At 39.4% G+C, this 17,031-nt stretch carries 19 protein-coding genes; all 19 read left to right on the forward strand.

All coding sequences use genetic code 11. The features are described 5' to 3' along the window. Positions 1-56 precede the first annotated feature (56 nt). The 19 genes from ACO6S0_RS11505 to ACO6S0_RS11595 all read left to right on the forward strand — a co-directional run bounded on the left by ACO6S0_RS11505 (position 57) and on the right by ACO6S0_RS11595 (position 17,031). Complete coding sequence (locus ACO6S0_RS11505; protein ID WP_422348525.1) at positions 57-737, forward strand: type 1 glutamine amidotransferase domain-containing protein; 681 nt, start codon at positions 57-59, stop codon at positions 735-737. A gap of 235 nt (positions 738-972) precedes the next feature. Next, positions 973-2,205 carry a S41 family peptidase gene (locus ACO6S0_RS11510; protein WP_422348526.1) on the forward strand — a complete coding sequence of 411 codons (1,233 nt, stop codon included), beginning with the start codon at positions 973-975 and terminating at the stop codon, positions 2,203-2,205. Between the two features lie 579 nt (positions 2,206-2,784). Further along, positions 2,785-3,273, forward strand: coding sequence for a pyridoxamine 5'-phosphate oxidase family protein (locus tag ACO6S0_RS11515; protein ID WP_422348527.1), 489 nt, complete (start codon positions 2,785-2,787; stop codon positions 3,271-3,273). Positions 3,274-3,369: 96 nt separating this feature from the next. After that, positions 3,370-4,182, forward strand: coding sequence for an AraC family transcriptional regulator (locus tag ACO6S0_RS11520; protein ID WP_422348528.1), 813 nt, complete (start codon positions 3,370-3,372; stop codon positions 4,180-4,182). A gap of 137 nt (positions 4,183-4,319) precedes the next feature. After that, positions 4,320-4,700, forward strand: a complete 381-nt coding sequence (locus tag ACO6S0_RS11525; protein ID WP_422351820.1) for a VOC family protein — start codon at positions 4,320-4,322, stop codon at positions 4,698-4,700. 173 nt (positions 4,701-4,873) lie between these two features. Beyond that, positions 4,874-5,446: a cupin domain-containing protein gene (locus tag ACO6S0_RS11530; protein WP_422348529.1), complete on the forward strand. Its 573-nt coding sequence runs from the start codon at positions 4,874-4,876 to the stop codon at positions 5,444-5,446. A 175-nt stretch (positions 5,447-5,621) separates the two neighbouring features. After that, positions 5,622-6,254 (forward strand): hypothetical protein, encoded by a 633-nt coding sequence (locus ACO6S0_RS11535; protein ID WP_422348530.1) that lies wholly within the window; start codon positions 5,622-5,624, stop codon positions 6,252-6,254. A 306-nt stretch (positions 6,255-6,560) separates the two neighbouring features. Next, positions 6,561-7,079 (forward strand): hypothetical protein, encoded by a 519-nt coding sequence (locus tag ACO6S0_RS11540; RefSeq protein WP_422348531.1) that lies wholly within the window; start codon positions 6,561-6,563, stop codon positions 7,077-7,079. A 46-nt stretch (positions 7,080-7,125) separates the two neighbouring features. After that, the gene (locus ACO6S0_RS11545; protein ID WP_422348532.1) at positions 7,126-7,422 is read left to right on the forward strand and encodes an antibiotic biosynthesis monooxygenase family protein; all 297 of its coding nucleotides are present in this window, start codon (positions 7,126-7,128) and stop codon (positions 7,420-7,422) included. A 108-nt stretch (positions 7,423-7,530) separates the two neighbouring features. Continuing rightward, positions 7,531-8,124: a hypothetical protein gene (locus tag ACO6S0_RS11550; protein WP_422348533.1), complete on the forward strand. Its 594-nt coding sequence runs from the start codon at positions 7,531-7,533 to the stop codon at positions 8,122-8,124. A 39-nt stretch (positions 8,125-8,163) separates the two neighbouring features. After that, positions 8,164-8,715: a GNAT family N-acetyltransferase gene (locus tag ACO6S0_RS11555; protein WP_422348534.1), complete on the forward strand. Its 552-nt coding sequence runs from the start codon at positions 8,164-8,166 to the stop codon at positions 8,713-8,715. Positions 8,716-8,732: 17 nt separating this feature from the next. Beyond that, positions 8,733-9,548 (forward strand): AraC family transcriptional regulator, encoded by an 816-nt coding sequence (locus ACO6S0_RS11560; protein ID WP_422348535.1) that lies wholly within the window; start codon positions 8,733-8,735, stop codon positions 9,546-9,548. 75 nt (positions 9,549-9,623) lie between these two features. Next, a complete protein-coding gene (locus ACO6S0_RS11565; RefSeq protein ID WP_422348536.1) occupies positions 9,624-10,121 on the forward strand; it encodes a VOC family protein in 498 nt (165 codons plus the stop codon). Positions 10,122-10,315: 194 nt separating this feature from the next. After that, a complete protein-coding gene (locus tag ACO6S0_RS11570) occupies positions 10,316-10,888 on the forward strand; it encodes a sugar O-acetyltransferase (RefSeq protein ID WP_422348537.1) in 573 nt (190 codons plus the stop codon). 186 nt (positions 10,889-11,074) lie between these two features. Further along, on the forward strand, positions 11,075-11,560 hold the full coding sequence (locus ACO6S0_RS11575; protein ID WP_422348538.1) for a DUF7000 family protein: 486 nt from the start codon (positions 11,075-11,077) through the stop codon (positions 11,558-11,560). 79 nt (positions 11,561-11,639) lie between these two features. Then, entirely contained in the window at positions 11,640-13,088 is a 1,449-nt protein-coding gene (locus ACO6S0_RS11580) for a sulfatase (RefSeq protein WP_422348539.1), read from the forward strand. 64 nt (positions 13,089-13,152) lie between these two features. Further along, positions 13,153-14,658, forward strand: coding sequence for a sulfatase (locus ACO6S0_RS11585; RefSeq protein WP_422348540.1), 1,506 nt, complete (start codon positions 13,153-13,155; stop codon positions 14,656-14,658). 72 nt (positions 14,659-14,730) lie between these two features. Continuing rightward, complete coding sequence (locus ACO6S0_RS11590; RefSeq protein ID WP_422348541.1) at positions 14,731-15,225, forward strand: GNAT family N-acetyltransferase; 495 nt, start codon at positions 14,731-14,733, stop codon at positions 15,223-15,225. A 144-nt stretch (positions 15,226-15,369) separates the two neighbouring features. Further along, a complete protein-coding gene (locus ACO6S0_RS11595) occupies positions 15,370-17,031 on the forward strand; it encodes an OstA-like protein (RefSeq protein WP_422351821.1) in 1,662 nt (553 codons plus the stop codon).

The raw sequence follows: 17,031 nt of genomic DNA on the forward strand, positions 1-17,031 counted from the left end.
AAGAAAATAGCCCTGGCAAATTATAGTCAGGGTTGTTTAATAAAAAAACATGTAAAATGAAACATATATTATTTATTGTAACAAGCACCAACAAAACAGGTGCTGGACAACATAAAGCAGGTTACGAGTTTTCAGAAATTGCAGACCCATACTATGAATTTGTTAATCACGGATATGCAATTGATTTTGCCAGTATCAAGGGAGGGGAACCACCGTATGTAGGATATGATTCCGAGAAAAAAGCAAGCAAAGATTTCTTAAAAAGTAATGGATTTAAACGACTAAATTTTAGTCATAGATTAAATAATGTAGATATGGATGCATATGATGCAATTTTCTTTCCAGGAGGTTTAGGACTGATGACCGATATGGTAGATAATCCATTGGTTAAAGAGATGATTAAAGAGGCATACGAAAATAATAAGGTTATTGGTGCCGTTTGTCACGGTCCAACAGCATTGCTCAATGTTAAATTGACAAATGGCGACAATTTACTAAAAGGTAAAAAAATCAACTCTTTTACAAAAGAAGAAGAGCGTATGGATAATCATATACTGGGAGATATCATTCCATTTATGTTAGAGGAAGAGCTAATAAAACAAGGAGCTGTTTTTTCACATACTTTTCCTTTTGAATCATATGTTGTAAATGATGGAAATATTGTAACGGGACAGAATCCCGCATCTGCATCGGGAGTTGCATTAAAAATGATAGATTTACTCGAGACAAAATCTTGAGAAGCAAAAAACCGACATACAACACGGTATATAGCAAATAGGGCGTTAGGTGATTTACGAAAGTTCAGTGTAAATTACCAAAACCGCCAAATCGTTGATTTGGTTTTAAAGTGAATAAGATAAAAACAAAATTCAACGTTTTGCCTCAGTGCGAACTTGATACTTTATCTGTATCTTGTCTCCTACTTGCCATATACCAGAACGTTACCACACATTTAAAAAACATCGTACTTCAATGAAAAACCTGATTTTAATTTTAATGATTATACTGAATTTCTCTTGTGTGCAATCCCAAGAAAATCAAATCGACAGAACAAAAATCAAGGAAGATTTGAACGAGATTTTGACAGATATTTCCCAAAACTATATTTATCTCGATGAGAAAAATGTGGATTTGGATTGTATCCGAGAACATTATGAAAGCCAAATCGAAAAGCTAAATACAGAAGAAGAAACAGTACTTTTTTTTGAGTATTTATTAGATGAGTTTTACGATAGTCATTTGATTTTAAATACAAACCGTAACTCATCATTTCGTTTGTATTCGCCAATCTACATTAAAATTGAGAACGGAAAAGCAGTAATCTCAAATATTTGGCAAACTCAAATCCAATATATTGACCAAAATCTAATTGGAGCAGAAGTCCAAAAAATCAATGGATTGACTTTCGACAAAGCAATTGAGCAATTTCCAACGCATTGTAATGACAAAAAATCCAAAATAGTTCGAGAATGGATTGCGAACAAAATTTTGGCAGGTCGTTATAATGAACCAAGAGTTTTGAGCCTAAAATTGTCCGATAATAAAACTATCGAATTTGATTTGGATAAAGTTAAAATCAAGAAAGATGACGGACTTTTAAACACAATGACAAAAAACGAAATTGGAATTATTAAAATAAACAATTCATTAGGGAATAATGCACTAATTAGTGAGTTTGATAAATCTCTCAACCAGTTGCGAAACACAAAAGGACTGATAATAGATTTGAGAAATACCGTGGATGGTGGCAACTCATATGTTGCTCGTGGCATTTTAAGTAGATTTATCAAAGAACAAAAACCATATCAAAAACATTGGACAATCGAGCAATATGACGGAAGTACGAAAGTCGAAAGAAGTTGGGTTGAGTATGTAAGTCCTAGAGAAAGCCAATATAAGAAGCCAGTTGTTATTTTGGTTGGTCGTTGGACTGGAAGTATGGGCGAAGGACTTGCAATCGGATTTGAAGGAATGGAAAGAGCCGAAACCGTAGGTACAGAAATGGAAAGATTAGCTGGCGAAATGAACGGATTTTCCTTTATAAATCAAAAATTTGGTTACCGCCTTTCAACAGCTAAACTATTTCACTTGAATGGAACTCCAAGAGAAAAGTACGTTCCTACCAATTATGTGAAACAAACGACAATACAAAAAGATGAAACCCTTGAAAAAGGAATTGAAATAATTAACAACTATGCAGAATAAAAACTGCGTAGAACAATATGTATAAAAAATAGGCGAAAGAGTAATAAAATCAAGGCTTTTGTTTCGTATCAAACTTTATATTCATCCAAAAGTTTCGTGTTTATAAATCGCCTACTTTTCATATACTAAACGTTATATGCAAACAAAAAAACAAAACAGCAAGAATTGAAATGAATGTATATTTTTTAATTGCAGGAATCTTGTGTTTTGTATTGGGACTGATTCACTCAATTCTTGGTGAATTTCTGATTTTTAAAAGCAAAAGGAATAAAGGAAGTATAGTCCCTTCAAAAAAAATTCCCGGATTGAAAGAAAGACATTTAAGAATAATCTGGGCAACTTGGCACTTGGCATCGTTTTTTGGTTGGTGCATAGGGATAATACTTGTAAAAATCTCATTAACCCAAAATGACCTGAACCCAAAATTTATCCAAATGGTGGTTCAATCAATGATTTGTACCATGCTTTTGGGTTCACTATTGGTTCTGATCGGAACTAAAGGGAAACATCCTGGTTGGATCGTTCTTTTGGTCATTGGAGTGTTGTTGCTCATTGGAAATTAATAAAGTACCAGAATCAATGGATATAAAGGAGAATTGGAAAGTGATAAGAAATCATTTTAACAAGAGTTTTTCCTCGAATTTTCATATTTCAATTGCATCGGTTGATTCTGAAAACAACCCCACTGTCACTCCAATAGGTTCCTTGTTTTTGAACGATAATCAAACAGGGTTTTATTTCGAAAAATTTCCGTCTAAACTACCAAAGCATGCAAGAAAGAACCCTAATGTATGTCTGTTGGGAGTAAATAGCGGAAGAATGTTTTGGATAAAAGCATTGTTTAAAAACAAGTTTTCCGATTATCCTGCGATCAAACTTTATGGCAAACTTGGTGAAAAAAGGGAAGCAACTGAAAAAGAAATTAAACGACTGAATAGAAGAATGAAGGTTACAAAAGGACTCAAAGGGAACGCTACTTTGTGGGGAGACATGCAATTTGTAAGGGAAATTAAACTCACAAGAGCCGAAAAAGTCAATCTTGGAAAAATGACCGATAAATTGAAATGAAACCTGCACACAACATGGCCTAAAAAAGTTCATGGCCCGTAAAAGTGTGGCACTCCATTTAGGCTAAGCAATTGTGCATCATACGAAAAAAAACCAGTGAGCGAACTGAAAACCATAAGAGCATATTACAAACCAATTCAACCTGCAGTTTCGGCCAAGGATAACCAACCGAGTTATCAAGAAATCCGACCGAATAAGGAAATTGAGAATTTTGTGTACTGCTTTTGGCAACTTAAAACGCAACGTCCGCTAAAGCAAGATTACAACTACCGTGTTGTTTCGGATGGTTGTATAGACATTTTTTTTAACCACAAACGACCGACGGAAAATTTTGTGATGGGATTTTCCCAAAAGTATGTACAGTTCGCAATTGGAAAAGAATTTGATTATATCGGTATTCGATTTTTGCCTGCCGCTTTTCCGCACCTGTTCGCCGTGAACGCCAAAACTTTAAGCAATCAATCCCAAGAACTCAACAATGTCCTGCCCAATTTTTCCGAGTGGATCAATTCCGAAATCAAAGCTGTGGATTCATTCGAAACCATCATAAAAAAGCTCAATGAAAAAATTAATGGGTGTTTAAAAAAACAAGCTGTTTATTACGACCACCGTTTTTTGGATGCCCTGAACCTGATTTTTCAAAAAAATGGATATCTGGACACCGAGAAAGATCTTGATACCGGTTTAAGCCCAAGACAACTTCGCAGAATTTTCAACTTTTATATAGGAACAACGGCCAAATCGTTTAGCAATGTTGTGCGCTTTCAGCATATTTTAAATGCAAAACCTTCAGCACAAAGCCTAAAGGAAAATAAACTGTACTTTGATGTTGGATTTTTTGACCAGGCCCATTTCATCAAAAACTTCAAAACATTTTACGGAGTAACACCTTCAGAGGCCTTCAGATAAGTTTGTCCGATTTTTACAATGCCCCGGTTTCCTGGCCATCTAGATTTGTAGCAACAAAATCTTTGACAATGAAAGCATTAGTAGTAACAGCATTTGTTCTGACAGTTGGTTGGACCCATGCACAAACAACAAACAAGATGAAACTTAACGCAGGAATAATTACCGAAAAATTGCAGGAAACCAAGAACTTCTACACAGAAATTTTGGACTTTGGAATACGTTTTGAAAACGAATTTTATCTATTGCTTCACACACCCAACCATTCTGGGGAAATCAGTTTTTTACAACCCGATCACCCAAGCCAAAAACCGATTTTCCAATCGGCATTCAATGGAAAAGGTGTTTATTTAACCATCGAAGTTGAAGAGGTGGATGAAGTATACCAACAACTCAAAAACAAAGGTGTTCCAATTGAAATTGAAATCCGTGACGAACCCTGGGGCGACAGACATTTTGCAATAAAAGACCCAAACGGAATTGGCATTGATATTGTGACCTATACAAAGCCCGAAGAATAAAGCACTATGCACAACATTGTGTATAAGCAATAGCGGTTTAAGTCCAAACTTGAACCGTTTTTGTGTTTAATTAAGTATTTTGCTTTCTGAAAATTTAGTGCATATAAATCCGCTACTGCTCATACACGAGACCGTCGGCAACCATAAAGACTAACCAATAAAAACTCAATATTATGGAACGCAATCATTTTCTAAAAACGTCAGCAATCGGAATTGGGGCATTATCCCTTATACCCATGATCAATGCTTGTAAAACGGAATCAACAAAGGAGACTGTGAATGAGTCCGCAAAGCCTGAAGTTCAAGACTTACAAAAACCCAAAATCGTTACGAAGACTGAGGGTAACAAATTGAACGTTCTGGGGGATAATCAAAACATTAAGTTGACAGGTGAAGACACCAATGGACAGTACACTTTAATTGAGCAGAACAATGAACCAGGAGTGGGTATTCCACCACATGTTCATGAAAATGAGGATGAAGTTTTTCACGTATTGTCGGGTCAAGTAGAAATGAGCGTTGGTGATAAAACTACCACTTTACAGGAAGGCGACTTGATTTTCTGTCCCAAAGGAGTTCCCCATTCTTGGAGAGTTGTTGGTGAAGAAAAAGCTCGGGCAATGTTGAGCATTTTTCCCGCTGGCTTGGAGGGTATGTTTGCGGAATTGGCAGAATTGCCCCCCGGACCACCTAATATGGAAAAAGTTACCGCTATTTGCGGAAAGTATAATTTGAAATTTGTTTAAATAAAATGCTGCCACCAGTCGTGATTGCAATTCGTTCCGCAAACAAAGGCCGGGTAAAATCATAGCGAAAATAACGTGGTAAGCGGAATAAAACCTGCAAAATTGGCTTTGCCTAAGCAGGTTTTTAAACATTGTCAGGGCTGCGAAATGATATCTGAAAAACCCAACCAGAAATATGGAAAACAACTCAAAGGTCATAAATAAGTTGGCCTCCTCCCTTAACCGAAGGGATGAAGTCCCAAATCAGGAACTGGCCAAAGAAATTGTACTTGCCCAAGACAAGAAGGCCGTAAAAGAACTGGTTGCCCATTTGTCCAATACAAAAGCCATCCAAAACGATTGCATAAAAGTACTTTACGAAATTGGCAACCAAGATCCAAAGCTTATTGCCAATTACATTGACGAATTTGTTTTGCATTTAAAAAGTAAAAACAATCGACTACAGTGGGGAGCAATGACGGCACTGGGCACCATAACGAGTGAAAAACCGAAAGAAATCTACAACCATTTACCTGCAATTTTAGAAGCATCGGACAAGGGTTCTGTGATTACCAAAGACCATGCTGTAGGTATTTTGATAAAATTATGCGCTCTTGAAAACTATGCGGAAAACACCTTTCCGTTGCTGTTGGAACACCTTTTAAAAAGTGCTCCAAACCAGCTTCCCATGTATGCCGAAAGGGCAATCCCCATAATTAATGACAAAAACAAAGGGCTGTTTGTAAAAACATTAACGTCAAGACTCAACGATTTAGAGAAAGAATCCAAAAGAAAACGGGTGGAAAAAGTGATCAAAAAATACCAATGATATAAAATAGCGGTACAATTAATCATGCATGGACTCCTTTTGCTGGTAGCTACTATTGTTTAAATTTTAAACTTGTCTGGCATTCAAAAAGAAAGTTTCCATAGAACGGGATAGCTGCTCCGCCACAACCTAAAATCTTAAACTGACAGTAAAATGATTATAGCTATGACAAGAGCGGTTTAAGGGCTTACCTAAACCGTTTCTTGACTAAATTAGAGTATATTGTAGCTTGTAAAGAGTTGTTAAGTAGTCCTCACCCGTGACTTCTTATAATTAAGGGTTCCACTCTCAAAAAAATGTAATTTAATGTTTAAAATGTTACCCAGAATTACTTTGCTTCTTTTCCTAACCGCAATAGCTTGTAAAGAGACCGCAGCACCCAAAACTGAAGATAAATCAAGTTTGACTACTGAATTGGAGCAGGAAAAACAAGCCATTCTAACCACCTTGAACAACGAAACCAAAGCGGCGTTTCAACGGGATTACCCAACATGGACAACCTTTTGGATTCATGATAACAATATTACCAAAACCTACCTTGATTTTGCAGAAAATACCTTTTCTGAGTCTGTTGGATGGGATGAAATAAGCCAATTTGTCAAAACTTTTATAGAAGAACATCCTGAACCGGAACCTATTCCTAAATTATTGGATCAAATTGATGTACGCCTGTATGGCACGGGAGCTTGGGTCATATATGAGCAGCAGGACTCCTTACGTGGACTGAAGCGGGAAGCCAGGCTCATGGAAAAAGTGGATGGGAAATGGAAAATTGCAGGTATGCAAACCACTATATACGGTTTTGAAAACGAAGGTAACAAATAACAAAATTACCTTTACGGATTCCAATCACCCATTCAAAAGATTAGATATGATACGAATCATTTATAGCTGGAAAGTAGCACCGGAAAACTTGGAAGCATTTATAAAAACCTGGAAAAGAACCACAAACAAAATTCATGAGGAAGTCAAAGGGGCGCAAGGTAGTTTCATGCTTCAAGGAGAAGCTGATGACAGCCAAATAAAAACCATCGCCAAATGGGATTCGCTTGAGGATTGGCAACAGTTTTGGAACGATAGCAAGCCAACCCAAATGCAGTCCATGCATGATTTAGGTGAGCGGATTTCCGTAGAAATTTTCAAGGAAGTAGACGACTTTACAAAGTAACCCATGTACAAAATTGAAGATGCTGCAAGCAATGGCCATTCAAACCCAGTTTTGTTGATTTCGCCACAATCTAAAATCCTTTGTAACACAATTACCTTATCTTAGAGCATGAGCAATTTGGCCGGTAAGATTTGGAGTATTTTGGGGATTGCACTATCTGCCTCTTCCATAGCTAGCCTAATGCAAATCGGATTTGACTTCAAACTGGCGCTAAGCCCTTCCGAAATCCTGAACTTTTACAGAGATTTGGTGCATCCCATTTTTCAGTTATTGTATCAACCCATCCAATGGGTTTTGGGGGCTATAAAAATCCCAAACTGGGTCATCGATGCACAGACCCTTTCCATTATAGTGAGCAGTATCTATGTAAGGGCTAAAAATGCCAAAAGGGTAAACGGCGAGGTGGTTCATTATAAAAGCCTAGTAAGCAAGTTGGTGGCTATTTTCATGTTAGGTTTGACGATGTTGGGTTTGCTTTTTCTTCCTGTCATCCTACTAGGCATGATCATGCTGCCTGTTTATTATATCAATCAAGTACGTTGGCAACCGCAACTCAAATGGTACCAGTATAAAAAGGTGCTAAAATCTGTATATCTAGCAGCGGGAAATGAGGGAGCTTTGTTCAACACCTCGGCCATCTATGCCTATATCGCGCTAGTAGTGGTTTTTGCCTTTTATCTATGGAATTCGATGATTCTGTAATGCAATATGATAGCTTGAAAATTCCCTTAAAGACATCTTGTGAAAATTAAACTTGAAACCGAAAGATTATTGATATCCCCTATTTCCCTACTGGATCTAGAGAAAATCCACGAATTGCATTCCCTGCCTGAAACAGACCAGTTCAACACCCTTGGAATTCCCAAAAACATAGAAGAAACTGAGCAAATTGTCAACGATTGGATTGCAAAAAACAACAATGGGGAAAGCAGACATTTCACGCTAAAAATAGAATCAGCCGCAAACGGAAAATTCATAGGTTTGATTGCCATGAACTTAGGCCCTCCGAAGTTTAGAATTGCCGAAGTATGGTATAAACTTCATTCCAATTTCTGGAAGCAGGGTTATGCCACGGAATCGTTGCACAAACTATTGGAATTTGGTTTTAACGAACTCCATTTGCATCGTATTGAGGCCGGATGTGCCGTTGAGAACCAGGGCAGCATACGCGTATTGGAAAAAGTGGGAATGACCAGGGAGGGTAGAAAGCGACAGGTTTTACCCTTAAAACAAGGCTGGTCCGATAATTTTCATTACGCCATTTTGGCTGCCGATTTTAAAACCAAATACTAGGAAATACAAACGGATCAATGAATTATCAGACCTATCAACCACGCCCTGAATTGGCGGCCTTGATCAACTTTTATTGGACCCTGGAGGTCCCCTTTGACGCCAATAACCCAAAGCAAAAGATTATTCCTGATGGCTTTGTTGAAATGACCTTCAATTTTGGGGATCCCATCAAACGGTACATTTCCGATAGCGAATTTGTCCTACACCCCTGCGCCATGGTTATGGGGCAAAGAACCAAGTCATATTACATTGAACCGGTCGGTGATGTTGACACTTTTGCCATCTGCTTCTACCCCTATGGTTTTGCAAACTTTGTCAATACTCCCCTTAAAAGTTTGGTAGACAAGGAAACCCCACAGGAAAATCTTTTTGGTCTAAAACCTGCCAGGGAACTGGAACAAAAAATGGTTCAGGCCACAAACACCCAACAAAGGATAGCCATTATTGAAGCGTTTCTGTTAAAGAAACTTAGCAATCCATCCACCATAGATCAAATCGTCAGAACAACCATAGATGTTCTTTTGGAATCAAAGGGAAGTCCTTCCATACGCAAAATCCTAAAAGGCGATTTATCCAAACGAAGGCAATTGGAAAGGAAATTTGCTAAACAAGTAGGTATCTCTCCCAAACAACTGGGTAAGGTAATCCGATTGCAAAGTGCCCTTAAGATGTTATTGAACAAGGAAAAAGACAAATTAACCACCATTGCTTACGAAAATGCCTACTTTGACCAAGCCCACTTTATCAAGGATTTTAAAGAATTCACGGGAACTAATCCTTCGGAATTCTTGGGGAACGAGAACATGGCCCTTTCCACCCTTTTCTACAAATAAATCCAGCTGTCGCATTTTTACAATTTCCGCTTTTACTGACGATTTAGTTTAGTCCGGACAAATGTATCGCATAACATGAAAAAAACTAGTATTAAGCTCTCCATGGCACTATTGGCGTTGGTCATTGCCGCTTGTAACGGAAAAACCAAACCAGAATTGGAAAAACAACAAACAGATGCAACCCAAAACCAAAATGCAAACCATATGAAAAGTTATGTTTCAATTTTTGAGATTCCAGCCACAGACATTACCAGAGCCATCAATTTTTATGAGCATATTTTAGATTTAAAAATTGAAAAATTCGAGATGCCGGACATGGAAATGGGCATTTTGCCCTATGAAGAACAACTGGTCACTGGGGTAATTACCAAAGGAGAAGGGTTTCAACCATCAGCGGATGGAACAACGATCTACCTCAACGGGGGCGATAACCTTCAAACCATTCTTGATAAGGTTGAGGAAAACGGGGGGCAAATCATGGTTCCCAAAACACCACATGCGGATGAGATGGGGTTTTTTGCCTTGTTTATTGACTCAGAAGGCAATAAAATGGGACTACATTCTCCAAACTAAGTCCGGCAAAATACTTCTATAACTAGGAAAAAAATCCTAACGGTTCGGGTTCAAATCCGAGCCGTTTTTGCATTTAAAAAGGTATATTGCTGTGAAAAAGTTAGGTGATTTTTTCTCCGCAATGGTTTGCACCTGCCTATAGTAGTGGAGCTACAGACAGATGATATTGCCTAAGCCAACATAACAACTATTCCATGACCGAAAAAGAGAAAATGCTGGCTGGTGATTACTACAATTCCAGGGATTTGGAATTGATCCAAATGCACCACAGGGCGCGAAAGCTCTTGAAACAATACAATAACCTAGATTCGGAACGGATAGAAGAAAGAGAGCAAATTTTAGATGAGTTATTTGGATATAAAGGAAAAGGCGTTTGGATAGAGTCACCATTTTTTTGCGATTATGGGGAAAATATTTCCATTGGGGAGAATACTTTTGTGAACACCAACTGCATGTTTTTGGACAATAATAAAATTGCCATTGGTAAAAACGGATTGATAGCACCCTACGTTCAAATCTATACCGCTAATCATCCCTTAAAAGCTTCGGATCGCATTGTAGGTGAAGGACAATCATCACGTTACCTTACTTCTACTGAACCTGTGACCATTGGGGACAACGTTTGGATTGGAGGTAATACAGTAATTTTTCCCGGCGTGACCATTGGCAACAACGTGACCATTGGTGCAGGGAGTGTGGTGACCAAAAACGTTCCAGATAATGTTTTGGCGTTTGGGAATCCATGCAAGATAAAGAAACAACTCTAACAGCTTTAGGGTACAGTCCAATTCAAAGCCAATAATTTTGGACTAACCCTATATCCTATTTTAATGGCTACACCTTTCAAAAAGGGCTGTTTTGGGCCATTTTTAAGATAGGATGAAGAACAATTATTATCAAACTAAAGAATCGTTGAAAAGTAACTATTGTAAAACACCCAAGAACAGAAACACATGGACAATTTAGTAGGGGAACACATTAAGGAATACGCCGTACAAAGTAAATTGGGCAATGTTGCCAAAGGGTATAAAGCATTAATGGACTTTCTAATGGGACTAAGAACCCATTTTATAAACCAGCAGGACACTAAGTTTATAGTGGGGAACTTCTACCAAGGGTATATGGATATGAGCTATTTTCCCCTTACCCCCAAAAGCTTGAAAAGTAAAAAGTTAAAAATTGGCGTGGTGTTTAATCATGAAAAAATGCAATTTGAAATTTGGTTGGTAGGTCAAAACAAGCAAATCCAAAAGAAATTTTGGGAGCAGTTTCAAAGTAGCAATTGGAATAAATACCCCATTTCCAAAAATGCCCACAGTTCAATAATTGAGTATGTTTTGGTCAAAAACCCTAACTTCAACCATTTAGATACTTTAACGGGAAAAATTGAAAAAGGGGTCCTAACATTCCAAAAGGATATCATGGAAGTTCTTGCTTAGACAAAGCCAATGACTGTGGAAATGGGGTACTTTTGAGCTAGTTGAAGATTCCTACGGGTATGTAAAACATTATGAGACCATGAGAAAATTGAAACTATTGGTTTGGGCCGCTCTTGGTACTTTTTTGTTGAATAATTGCAGCAACAAACAACAGCACCCAAAAAAACCGAACATCCTTTTGATTTGTGTTGATGATCTTCGACCTGACCTGAAAAGTTTTGGGGCGGACCATATCATTTCTCCCAACATGGATCAATTGGCGCAAAGCGGAATGTCCTTTTACAGGCATTATGTCAACGCTCCAAGTTGCGGGCCATCACGATACACCCTCTTAACCGGTCAATACGGAAGAGCAGATAACTATGCGCTTTTCCATCGAGCCGAAAACTGGGCAAAGGACAATAAAAGTGTTGCTCCCAGCATGCCAGAATGGTTCAGAACCAACGGCTACACAACGGTTTCAGTTGGCAAAGTTTCCCATCATCCCGGTGGTAGGGGCGGAAAAGACTGGAACGATTCTTCCCAGGTGGAAATGCCCAATGCATGGGATAAACATTTGATGCCCGCCTCGGAATGGATGCATCCCAGAGGTGCCATGCATGGCTTGGCCTATGGGGAAATCCGAAAAAATACAGCGGAGATGGATGTATTTCAAAGTGGAGAGGGCAATGATGATATCTATCCCGATGGTGCCATTGCCAATGAAGCTTTGAAACAATTACAACAACTCTCCAGTTCAAATGAAAAGCCATTTTTTCTTGCTGTCGGATTTCTTAAGCCCCACCTCCCTTTTGGAGCACCAAAATCTTATTTGGAGCTTTATGACAGTATCAAACTACCACGGCCGGAACATTCGCATAAACCAGTGGGAAAAACTACATGGCACAGTTCCGGTGAATTCATGAAGTACAATCGCTGGGATAAAGATCCAAACAAGGATGAAACCTTTGCCGAGGAAGTACGAAAACACTATGCGGCTTGTATCAGCTACGTGGATGCCCAAATCGGTAAAGTATTGCGAGAATTAAAACGAACCGGAGCGGACAAGAATACCGTTGTGGTGCTTTGGGGAGATCACGGTTGGCATTTGGGCGAACATGCCATCTGGGGAAAACACAGCCTGTTTGAAGAATCGCTACGTGCCCCTTTGATCGTTCATTATCCAGGAATGGAAAACGCCAATACCAATACCAAAGCCATCGTAGAGACCATCGATATTTTTCCCACACTTTGTGAATTAACTGGCGTTGAAACACCCTCATTTGTACAAGGAATCTCCTTAAAACCTATTTTGGAGGATTCCAAGATTCCAGGGCACCCTGCTTTTGCATATACCAACAATGCCATGACACTCAGGACCAACACCCACCGCTTAATTCTCCATAATGATGGTTTTACCGAACTGTATGATCATAATTCCAAAGCTGCCGAATCCCAAAATAGAGCCCTGGAAAATCCAGAAATGGTGGAAGAATTGAAAAAAGTCTTGGAAGCAAGACTTCCAGAAAAATACAAACTCGTACAATGAACCAGGGATATCCGAGATTCAAAACCTGGCAATAGGTCGGCCAATCCCTTGAAAAGGCATTCATATGAAAAACTTTAGAAGAATATGGGTTACACCACTGCTATGGATCATGGTACTTTGTTTTGTTCCAAATCTTTCGCAAAGTCAAGAGAAACAAAGTCAACGTCCCAATATTGTATTTTGCCTTGCCGACGATTGGGGATGGCCTCATGCGGGAGCCTATGGTGATACAGCGGTTAAAACACCGAGTTTCGACCGAATCGCGAAAGAGGGAATTCTTTTCAACAATGCCTATGTCACCAGTCCTTCCTGTACCCCAAGTAGAAATGCTTTCATAACCGGAAAGTATCATTGGGAACTTGGACCAGGGGCAAATCTTTGGAGCACATTGCCAGCTGAACACCAAAGTTTTATACACCTATTGGCAAACAATGGATACACCACTGGGCGAACCAAGGCGAAAACTTGGGGTCCCGGAAATCTGGAGGAATGGATTTCCCACCACAAATCCCATCCAGCCAACCAGGCTTACGAAACCTTCGGGGACTTTCTGAAAACCACCTCAAAAGAAACCCCATTCTTCTTTTGGTTGGGCACTTCTGACCCCCACAGAGACTATAAAAAAGGTTCAGGGAAGGAAAGTGGTATTGATGTTTCAAAAGTTCATCTCTTTGAGCATTATCCCAAATCGGATGTGGTCCGCAACGATGTGGCCGACTACTATTTTGAGGTTCAGCGATGGGATAGCCTGGTAGGTTCTGTCATATCCCAACTGGAAGAACAAGGTCTGTTGGAAAATACCATTATCATTATGACTGGCGACCACGGAATGCCGTTCCCGCGATGCAAGGGCAATCTTTACGATTCAGGGGTCCGTGTTCCCTTTGCAGTTCGCTGGGGGAATGAAATCAAAGCCAATAGATGGGTTGACGATTTTGTTTCCTTCGCAGACATAGCCCCCACCCTGCTTGAAATTACCGGTGTGGATATTCCCAAGGAAATGACGGGCAAAAGCTTTGTGGATCTTCTGAAGTCCACAAAGTCCGGAACCATTGATGTTTCCAACCGGACTGATATTGTCTTTGGTCGGGAAAGACATGTACCAGCCCAAGAAAAACCCAATATGGCCGGTTATCCCTCTCGGGGGTACAGAAGTGACAGCTTCCTATACATTCGCAATTATCAGAAAGATTGGTGGCCTGCGGGAACCGGAGAATTGGGAAACACCAACTTACCCAACCAATGGTATGCAGATTGTGATGGCGGCCCCACCAAAGATTACATTATTGAAAACAAGAACAAGGATGAAGCACACCGAAAGGCCTACGAGCTTTGTTTTGCCAAAAGGCCGGAAGAAGAACTCTATGATTTGAAGAATGATCCCGATCAGGTCAACAATATTGCTGCTAAAACAGAATATGCCGACGTTTTAAAGCAAATGAGGTTGAAACTTCAAGAAAAATTGACTTCCCTTAATGATCCAAGGGCTAAAAACCCCAATTTTGATGGCTTTGACGACTATCCCTATTTGGGCGGAGGTGGCGGTAAAAAACCAACTAAATCAAAATAAAACAAAGTCCTTTATTTGATTGTAAAAACCATGTTTGATACATTGCCATAAACTTGTCAAGCTTTCAAGAATATGACTACCATACTTCCCGCTGCATCAAAAAAAGATTTCAATGCCATTGCCCGTTTGGCCCATATCATCTGGACTGAACATTATACCCCAATAATTGGGGAAGAGCAAGTCAGTTACATGCTGGATAAATTCCAGTCAGCCCAAGCTATGGAAGACCAAGTAAAAGAGGGTTATCATTACTATCTATTGCAGCATGAAAATACTCCAGTGGGCTACTTTTCCTTCAACCCAAAAGATAGCTCCCTATTCTTAAGTAAATTATATGTTTTGAGTTCGGAACGAGGGAAGGGTATTGGTCGAAAGGCGATTGAATTCATAGAGCATCAAGCCAAGAAATTGGGAAAAAGTAAAATACGATTGACCGTGAACAGGTACAATAGCAATTCCATTGCAGCCTATAAAAAAATAGGTTTTGTCAATATTGATTCCATTGTCCAAGATATTGGCAATGGTTTTGTCATGGATGATTATATACTGGAGAAAGTTCTGAAATGAATATATGTTGGGAACAACTAAAAAACAAACATTGGAAAATTATCCCAAAGCTTTCTAAATCCTGCCCCCTACTTTTCCCAAAAAGCCTACTTTTGGACAAAATTTGTGGTATTGAGGCAACTAGTTTTTTTCATTTTGATCCTGATGGCATTCCCTGTTTTGGGTCAGGAGCAACCTGAACAGGCCGAAGGAAGGCAGATCAATATTGTTTACGGAGCCAATTTCACCAAGGACGAGGAAAATTTCCCTGGAGCATCCATTTTTAGCAAGGATGACGAAAGACAGGTACAGTTTGAGCACCAAGGTGCGGACCTTTGGTGTGATGTAGCCATTTTTTACAACCAGGAAAACCGTTTAAAAGCCATAGGAAATATCCGTTTACAACAAGGCGACTCCATTGAAATGAACAGTGGAAAAATGGACTATGATGGCAATACCAAACTCGCAAAGGCCTGGCAAAATGTGGATCTTACCGATGGTAAAATGACCTTGACCACTGACACACTATATTTTGATAGGGAAAACCAGCTCTCCTACTATCGCTCTGGAGGCAAGGTGGTGGATTCGGTAAATGTGCTCACCAGTATCATCGGAAATTACTTCATGAAACTCAAGAAGGTGCAGTTCCGTAAAAATGTACACATAGACAATCCAGAATACATTATTGATTCCGAACAACTGGATTACTACCGCCTCTCAAAAAATGCCTATATGTACGGCCCGTCAACTATTGTTGGTGAAGAATATAAAATCTACTGTGAGCGGGGATTTTACGACACCACTATTGAGCGGGGATACGGTGTAAAAAACACAAGAATAGATTACAACAACCGTATCATTGAAGGTGATAGTGTCTATTTTGACAAAATAAGCTCCTTTGCTTCCGCCACAAACAACATTAAAGTTACGGATACGGTGAACAACGGGGTTATAAAAGCCCATTATGCCGAAGTTTTCAAAGAAAAAGATTCTGTCTTTGCCACCAAGCGGGCAGTGGCCATTAATTTGGTTCAGCAAGACTCATTGTATATCCATGGTGATACCCTCATGGTAACCGGCAAGCCAGAGTCCCGCATTGTTCGTGCCTTTAGAAACGCCAAATTTTACAAAACGGATTTAAGCGGAAAATGCGATTCCATCCATTCCGAGGAAAAAACAGGCATTACCCAGTTGATTACCAATCCCATTCTTTGGAACCTGGAAAACCAAATTACGGGGGACAGTATCCACCTAATTTCTGATTTGGAAACGGAGAAACTGGATTCACTAAAGGTGCTTGAAAATGCCTTTATCATTTCCGCGGACACCATAGGAAAAAAAGGGTACAATCAGGCAAAGGGCAAAAACCTCTTTGGCAAGTTCATTGAAAATGAACTCAAAATCATCGACTTGATACAAAATACCGAGGTCATCTACTATATGTACAATGACGACGATGAACTCATCGGAATTGACAAGACCATCTGTAGCAAAATTAGATTGCTCATGGCCAACAGCGACATTGAGGATATTACCTTTTTTGTAAACCCTGATGGGGATATTTTTCCAGAGAAGGATCTACCCGAGGAAAGTAGAAAATTAAAAGGTTTTGTTTGGCGGGGCGATGAACGCATTCTTTCCAAAGATGACATTTTTGACGAAGACGACAATAACATTGAATTGGTTAAAATAAGGGGTATTGACAATCCCGTGGACATTGATACCGAGGAACAGGAACGAAGCGGTAACCTACCTTTGGACACGGACCAAAAACCCAATGCTGCCGCAACCAAGCCCAAAAAGACCAAAGTCCCCAACAGTAATTAA

It is taken from the genome of Flagellimonas sp., from assembly GCF_965233845.1.
Classification (GTDB): Bacteria; Bacteroidota; Bacteroidia; order Flavobacteriales; family Flavobacteriaceae; genus Flagellimonas.

Bases quoted from the DNA above. Each gene is read 5' to 3' on its own strand.
- ACO6S0_RS11515 (WP_422348527.1), top strand. From the start codon at position 2,785: ATGGATATAAAGGAGAATTGGAAAGTGATAAGAAATCATTTTAACAAG.
- ACO6S0_RS11510 (WP_422348526.1), top strand. From the start codon at position 973: ATGAAAAACCTGATTTTAATTTTAATGATTATACTGAATTTCTCTTGT.
- ACO6S0_RS11565 (WP_422348536.1), top strand. From the start codon at position 9,624: ATGAAAAAAACTAGTATTAAGCTCTCCATGGCACTATTGGCGTTGGTC.
- ACO6S0_RS11595 (WP_422351821.1), top strand. From the start codon at position 15,370: ATGGCATTCCCTGTTTTGGGTCAGGAGCAACCTGAACAGGCCGAAGGA.
- ACO6S0_RS11540 (WP_422348531.1), top strand. From the start codon at position 6,561: ATGTTTAAAATGTTACCCAGAATTACTTTGCTTCTTTTCCTAACCGCA.
- ACO6S0_RS11575 (WP_422348538.1), top strand. From the start codon at position 11,075: ATGGACAATTTAGTAGGGGAACACATTAAGGAATACGCCGTACAAAGT.
- ACO6S0_RS11580 (WP_422348539.1), top strand. From the start codon at position 11,640: ATGAGAAAATTGAAACTATTGGTTTGGGCCGCTCTTGGTACTTTTTTG.
- ACO6S0_RS11585 (WP_422348540.1), top strand. From the start codon at position 13,153: ATGAAAAACTTTAGAAGAATATGGGTTACACCACTGCTATGGATCATG.
- ACO6S0_RS11525 (WP_422351820.1), top strand. From the start codon at position 4,320: ATGAAACTTAACGCAGGAATAATTACCGAAAAATTGCAGGAAACCAAG.
- ACO6S0_RS11570 (WP_422348537.1), top strand. From the start codon at position 10,316: ATGACCGAAAAAGAGAAAATGCTGGCTGGTGATTACTACAATTCCAGG.
- ACO6S0_RS11550 (WP_422348533.1), top strand. From the start codon at position 7,531: ATGAGCAATTTGGCCGGTAAGATTTGGAGTATTTTGGGGATTGCACTA.
- ACO6S0_RS11590 (WP_422348541.1), top strand. From the start codon at position 14,731: ATGACTACCATACTTCCCGCTGCATCAAAAAAAGATTTCAATGCCATT.
- ACO6S0_RS11530 (WP_422348529.1), top strand. From the start codon at position 4,874: ATGGAACGCAATCATTTTCTAAAAACGTCAGCAATCGGAATTGGGGCA.
- ACO6S0_RS11560 (WP_422348535.1), top strand. From the start codon at position 8,733: ATGAATTATCAGACCTATCAACCACGCCCTGAATTGGCGGCCTTGATC.
- ACO6S0_RS11505 (WP_422348525.1), top strand. From the start codon at position 57: ATGAAACATATATTATTTATTGTAACAAGCACCAACAAAACAGGTGCT.
- ACO6S0_RS11535 (WP_422348530.1), top strand. From the start codon at position 5,622: ATGGAAAACAACTCAAAGGTCATAAATAAGTTGGCCTCCTCCCTTAAC.
- ACO6S0_RS11545 (WP_422348532.1), top strand. From the start codon at position 7,126: ATGATACGAATCATTTATAGCTGGAAAGTAGCACCGGAAAACTTGGAA.